The sequence below is a fragment of the Mycobacterium sp. 1165178.9 genome (assembly GCF_001673555.1).
Classification (GTDB): domain Bacteria; phylum Actinomycetota; class Actinomycetes; order Mycobacteriales; family Mycobacteriaceae; genus Mycobacterium.
This window is the reverse complement of record NZ_LZMB01000158.1, coordinates 1-6143: the sequence shown is the minus strand read 5'-3', so window position 1 is coordinate 6143 and position 6143 is coordinate 1. Positions and strand designations below refer to the sequence as shown.

The following is a 6143-nucleotide window of genomic DNA, read 5'->3' as shown; positions in this document are numbered from 1 at the left end:
CGGCGGGTAGGACCCACCGTCGGCCGGGGGATACGCGCCGCCACCACCCGGACCGGCGATCCGCACGCTGCCGACGCAGGACTACACGCCATGGCTCACCCGCGCGCTGGCATTCGTCATCGACATCCTCCCGTACGTCGTCGTGCACGGCATCGGCACCGCGATCCTGGTCGCCACCCAACAGACCGCCTGCATCACCGACGTCACGCAATACGCCGTAAACCAGTACTGCGCGACGCAGAACTCGACCACCGGCATGGTGGCGCAGTGGTTGGCTTCGATAATCGGGCTGTTCTATCTGATCTGGAATTACGGCTACCGTCAGGGCACCACCGGCTCGAGCGTCGGCAAATCGGTGCTCAAGTTCCACGTGCTCAGCGAAGTCACCGGCCGGCCCATCGGCTTCGGAATGTCGGTGCTGCGCTCGCTGGCGCATTTCGTCGACGCGATCATCTGCTTCATCGGTTTCCTTTTCCCGCTATGGGATTCGAAGCGTCAAACGCTGGCGGACAAGATCATGACGACGGTGTGCTTGCCGATCGACGGCGCCGAGAGGCCGGCCGTCACCTAGGCTGATCGTCGATGAGCGACGACCCCAACGGCCATCCCGAGTTCACCGGGCTGGCTACCAAAGCGATTCACGCCGGCTATCGGCCGGACCCGGCGACCGGCGCAGTGAACGCCCCGATCTACGCCAGCAGTACCTTCGCGCAGGACGGCGTCGGCTCCCTGCGCGGCGGGTTCGAATACGCGCGCACCGGAAACCCCACCCGGACCGCACTGGAAGCGGCGCTGGCCGCCGTCGAAGACGGCGCCTACGGGCGAGCCTTTGGTTCGGGCATGGCCGCCACCGACTGCGTGCTGCGGGCGGTGCTGCGGCCCGGCGACCACGTGGTGATCCCGAACGATGCCTATGGCGGTACCTTTCGATTGATCGACAAGGTCTTCACCCACTGGAACGTCGAATACACCCCGGTGGCGCTGCACGAGTTGGACGCCGTCGCCGCCGCGATCACGCCGCTAACAAAGCTGATCTGGGCGGAAACCCCGACCAATCCGCTGCTGTCCATCGCCGACATCGCCGCCCTGGCCGAACTGGGCAAGCGGAGTGCGGCAAAAGTGTTGGTGGACAACACTTTTGCCTCGCCCGCGCTGCAGCAGCCCTTGACGCTGGGCGCCGACATCGTGCTGCACTCCACCACCAAATACATCGGCGGGCACTCCGACGTCGTGGGCGGTGCGCTGGTCACCGACGACCAAGAGCTGGACCAGGCGTTCGCCTTCCTGCAGAACGGGGCCGGCGCGGTGCCCGGCCCGTTCGACGCCTACCTGACGATGCGCGGCCTGAAGACACTGGTGCTGCGAATGCAGCGGCACAGCGAAAACGCTTCGGCCGTAGCGGAATTCCTCGCCGAGCATCCCTCGGTGAGCACGGTGCTCTATCCCGGTCTGCCCTCACACCCGGGACACGAGGTCGCCGCACGGCAGATGAGCGGCTTCGGCGGCATGGTGTCGGTGCGCATGCGCGGCGGCCGCGACGCCGCCCGCGATCTGTGCGCCAAGACCAGGGTGTTCATCCTGGCGGAATCACTGGGCGGGGTCGAGTCGCTGATCGAGCATCCCAGCGCCATGACGCATGCCTCGACGGCCGGGTCGCAATTGGAAGTCCCCGATGATTTGGTGCGCCTGTCGGTCGGCATCGAGGATATCGCCGACCTGCTAGCAGATCTCGATCAGGCGCTGGCTTAGTGGCGATCGCGAGCGCGGGCAGTGCCGGGCGAAGCGGGTCGCCACCATCGGGCTTAGCGGCGGGCCGCCCCCCGTCAGATCAGGAGTGGTAGGGCTCCGCGCTGAGCAGCTTCACCTTCACCGTGTTGCCGTTGGGCACCGTGTAGCTGCGGGTCTCGCCCACCTTGGCGTCGATCAGTGCGCCGCCCAACGGTGAGTTCGGCGAGTACACCTCGAGCTTGCCGTCGTTGACGCCCTCCTGGCGGGTGGCGATCAGGAAGGTCTCGGTGTCGGACTCGTCGCCGTTGTAGCAGACCTTCACCACCGAGCCCGGCAGCGCGACGCCGGACTGCTTGGGAGCCTCGCCGACCTTCGCGTTGTTCAGCAGGTCCTGCAGCTGGCGGATGCGCGCCTCCTGCTGACCCTGCTCTTCGCGGGCGGCGTGGTAGCCACCGTTCTCGCGCAGGTCGCCTTCCTCGCGGCGGTCGTTGATCTCCGCGGCGATGACCGGACGATTCGCAATCAAGTGATCGAGCTCGGCCTTGAGTCGGTCGTGTGACTCCTGGGTAAGCCAGGTCACGGAAGTGTCCGTCATCTCGTCGTGCTCCTCGTATGTTGTTGCGCGAGTTCGCGTTGAGTCCTGTTAGCTCCGCCGCTCCCGACGTGTGCGCGTCCCGCCCCATGTGCTGCCGCTCCGTTTTGCTCACGGCCGCTAATGCAGCAACACGGTCCCAACCGGAACCGTGTATTAATCCATGTTACCACCGCGCAAACAGTTGATGACCTCATATTCGCAGTTCGCCGCGGATTGGTGAGGTCACGCAGGGCGCAGGTAGGCGGGCACATCGGTGCCGCAGCCATAGATGTCGGCCACCACCGGCGGTTCGAAGGATTTCACGGTCGTGGTCACCTGCACGGTGCCCGCGTCCGACGGCGGGACCAGCAGCTCTCGCCGGCCAGTCTCGCTGCCGTCCTGCGAGCGGACCCGCACGATGCAATCCACCGGCCGCGACGGATCCGATCGCGTCACGCTGATCGTTATCGACGCCGTCTGGTCGTCGATCACCCGATAGCCGGCCATCGTCCCCTTGACGTCGCTGGTGCCGAACCGGTGATAACCGGCGAGGGCAACGACGAGCCCGGCCACGACTACCAGCGCGCCCAGCGTGACGATCACCCACCGGCGGGGGATACGCGACAGCCGGGAGCGCCCGTAACGGGCCTCCGGACGCGACATCGGGGATTCGGTCATACCTGGTTATGCCTGGTTGTCGGCTGCCGGCACCGGCCGACAGCATGCAACGAACTCGAAACTGGAATTATAGGGTCAGACCGGGCGACCACCAGGTGAGACAAGGGGGCACGTGAGCGAGTTGCGGTTAATGGCGGTGCACGCCCACCCCGACGACGAGTCGAGCAAGGGCGCGGCCACGCTGGCCCGCTACGCCGACGAGGGCCATCGAGTGCTGGTGGTGACGTTGACCGGCGGTGAGCGCGGTGACATCCTCAACCCGGCGATGGACCTGCCCGAGGTGCACGGACACATCGCCGAAATCCGCCGCGACGAGATGGCCAAGGCCGCCGAGATACTCGGCGTGGAGCACACCTGGCTGGGTTTCGTCGATTCCGGATTGCCCCAGGGTGACCCGCTGCCGCCGCTGCCCGAGGGCTGTTTCGCACTGGTGCCGCTGGAGGAGCCGGTGGAGGCGCTGGTCCGCGTGGTCCGCGAGTTCCGTCCGCACGTGATGACCACCTACGACGAAAACGGCGGCTATCCCCACCCCGATCACATTCGCTGCCATCAGGTTTCGGTCGGTGCTTTCGAGGCGGCCGGTGATTATCGGCGCTTCCCCGACGCCGGCGAGCCGTGGACGGTGTCCAAGCTCTACTACAACCACGGCTTCCTGCGCGCGCGGATGCAGCTGCTGCACGACGAAGCCATCAAGCACGGTCAAGAACCCCCGTTCAAGAAGTGGCTCGAGCACTGGGACGCCAAGCATGATCCGTTCGCGTCCCGGGTGACCACGCGTGTCGAGTGCTCGGCGTATTTCAGCCAGCGCGACGACGCGCTGCGGGCGCACACCACGCAGATCGACCCCGACCACGACTTCTTTGCCGCTCCCATCGAATGGCAGCAACGGCTCTGGCCCACTGAGGAATTCGAGTTGGCGCGGTCGCGGGTTCCGGTCCGGCTCCCCGAAGACGACCTGTTCGCCGGAATTGAGAGCGACGAGTGAATCACCTGCTTCTCGCCGCCGTCGGCTGGCAAGCCGACGGCCAGCCGCACCACACCGGTCCCGATTTCGGCAAGGCCAGCCCGATCGGGCTGCTGATCGTCGTGCTGCTGTTGATCAGCACGCTGTTTCTGCTGCGTTCGATGAACCGGCAATTGAAGAAGGTGCCGGAAACGTTTGATCCCAAGCACCCCGAACCGGACCAGGCCGCCGACGAGGGCACCGACGCGGTCGACCGGGGCAACGCCCGGGATGAGGCGGACGGCTCGCCGCGAGCCCCGGGACCCGGCGATGAGCCCGGCTGACCCCGCTTCGACGAATACCCTTGGGTTGGCGACCAGCCCGTATCTACGCCAGCACGCCGACAATCCGGTGCATTGGCAGCAGTGGACCCCCGAGGCGCTGGCCGTCGCCGTCGCGCGTGACGTGCCTATCCTGCTGTCCGTCGGCTACGCCGCCTGCCACTGGTGCCACGTCATGGCCCACGAATCATTCGAAGACGACGAAGTGGCCGCCGCGATGAACGCGGGATTCGTTTGCATCAAGGTCGACCGTGAGGAACGCCCGGACATCGACGCGGTCTACATGAACGCCACGGTCGCCCTCACCGGGCATGGCGGCTGGCCGATGACGTGTTTCCTCACTCCGGACGGACGCCCCTTCTTCTGTGGCACCTACTATCCGAAAGAAGGCTTCCTGCAACTCCTTTCGGCGGTATCCACGACCTGGCGGGAACGCCGTGGCGAGGTGGAGGAGGCCTCCGACCATATCGCCGGCGAGCTACGCAAGTTGGCGTCCGGTCTTCCCGGCGGTGGCCCCTCGGTGGCGCCGGAGTTGTGTGACCTCGCCGTCGCCACGCTGCTCCATGATCTCGACGCGGTGCACGGCGGGTTCGGCGGCGCGCCGAAATTCCCGCCGTCGGCGTTGCTCGAGGCCCTGCTGCGCCACTTCGAACGCACCGGCTCACCGGCGGCGCTCGCGGCGGTATCGCACACCGGCAACGCGATGGCGCGCGGTGGCATCTACGATCAACTCGGCGGCGGCTTCGCCCGATACAGCGTCGACAACGCTTGGGTGGTACCGCATTTCGAGAAGATGCTCTACGACAATGCCCTGCTGCTGCGCGCGTATGCGCACTGGGCGCGGCGCACCGGTGACCCCCTGGCGCGCCGGGTCAGCGCCCAGACCGCCCGATTTTTGCTCGACGATCTGGCCGACGGTGCCATGTTCACCTCGTCGCTTGACGCCGACGCGGACGGCCGCGAGGGCTCGACCTATGTCTGGACGCCGGCGCAGCTGAACGAGGTGCTCGGCCTCGACGACGGACCGTGGGCGGCAACCATTTTCGCGGTCACCGAGAGCGGCACGTTCGAGCACGGCACCTCGGTGCTGCAGCTACCCGCGAGCGGGAGGGACCCCCAACCCGCCGATGCCGATGATCCGCGGCGGCTGAACCGCGTGCGGTCCGCGCTGCTGGCCGCCCGGCGCACCCGAACCCAGCCCGGACGCGACGATAAGGTCGTCTCGTCGTGGAACGGGCTGGCGATCACCGCGTTGGCCGAGGCCAGCGTGGCGCTCGACGAGCCCGAACTGGCCGAAGCCGCACGGCGCTGCGCGCGGGAGCTGCTGGATCTGCATGTGGTCGATGGCCGATTGCGACGCGCCAGCCTGGGCGGCGTGGTCGGCGAGAGCGCCGCCATCCTCGAGGACTACGCGATGCTGGCCACCGGGCTCCTTGCGCTGTATCAGCTGACCGCCGAGGCGATCTGGTTGGCGACGGCAACCGCGATCTGCAGCGGCCCGCGCACCGCCGCTTCCGCGACCGCCAGCCAATGCCCGGCCGACCGCGGCGCGCGTTCCAGCAGCACCGAGTGCGCATCGAGCGATTCGGTGACCGCACGCAGATACCGCTCGGCGCGGTCACCGTCGACCAGGTGCGCGGCGGTCAGCAGCGCCTCGGTGATCGACGACGCCCCCGACGGAGTCGCGCCGTCCAGCGGGTCGGCCGGCCGGAGCACCAACCGCTCGGCATCGTCGGCGGTGTCGAACCAGCGACCGGGTTGCGCCCCATCGGCGAAGTGCGCCAGCGCAGTGTCCAGCAGATCGGTTGCCGTCGCCAACCAGATCGCCTCGGCGGTCAGCTGATACAGCGCAAGGAGCCCGGTGGCCAGCATCGCGTAG

The 6143-nt window shown here is 67.3% G+C and carries 6 protein-coding genes and 1 pseudogene; 5 read left to right on the top strand and 2 right to left on the bottom strand.

The window, feature by feature from the left end; all coding sequences use genetic code 11:
• Positions 1-13: 13 nt before the first annotated feature.
• Positions 14-571 (top strand): annotated as a pseudogene (locus A5652_RS07670) (RDD family protein); the annotation flags it as partial.
• Positions 572-582: 11 nt separating this feature from the next.
• Complete coding sequence (locus A5652_RS07665; RefSeq protein WP_067348675.1) at positions 583-1749, top strand: cystathionine gamma-synthase; 1167 nt, start codon at positions 583-585, stop codon at positions 1747-1749.
• Between the two features lie 79 nt (positions 1750-1828).
• Here A5652_RS07665 and greA read toward each other — a convergent pair whose 3' ends face one another.
• On the bottom strand, positions 1829-2323 hold the full coding sequence (greA, locus tag A5652_RS07660; RefSeq protein WP_067348672.1) for a transcription elongation factor GreA: 495 nt from the start codon (positions 2321-2323) through the stop codon (positions 1829-1831).
• A gap of 222 nt (positions 2324-2545) precedes the next feature.
• Entirely contained in the window at positions 2546-2980 is a 435-nt protein-coding gene (locus A5652_RS07655) for a DUF4307 domain-containing protein (RefSeq protein WP_067348669.1), read from the bottom strand.
• A 112-nt stretch (positions 2981-3092) separates the two neighbouring features.
• Here A5652_RS07655 and mca point away from each other — a divergent pair, with 112 nt between their 5' ends.
• The 3 genes from mca to A5652_RS07640 are packed head-to-tail and all read left to right on the top strand — an operon-like array spanning position 3093 to position 6107.
• Positions 3093-3965, top strand: coding sequence for a mycothiol conjugate amidase Mca (mca, locus tag A5652_RS07650; protein WP_067348665.1), 873 nt, complete (start codon positions 3093-3095; stop codon positions 3963-3965).
• Positions 3962-4267 (top strand): hypothetical protein, encoded by a 306-nt coding sequence (locus tag A5652_RS07645; RefSeq protein ID WP_067348661.1) that lies wholly within the window; start codon positions 3962-3964, stop codon positions 4265-4267. The genes mca and A5652_RS07645 overlap by 4 nt, the downstream gene beginning before the upstream one ends.
• Positions 4254-6107, top strand: a complete 1854-nt coding sequence (locus A5652_RS07640) for a thioredoxin domain-containing protein (RefSeq protein WP_369805764.1) — start codon at positions 4254-4256, stop codon at positions 6105-6107. Before A5652_RS07645 ends, A5652_RS07640 begins: the two co-directional genes overlap by 14 nt.
• Positions 6108-6143: the final 36 nt, after the last annotated feature.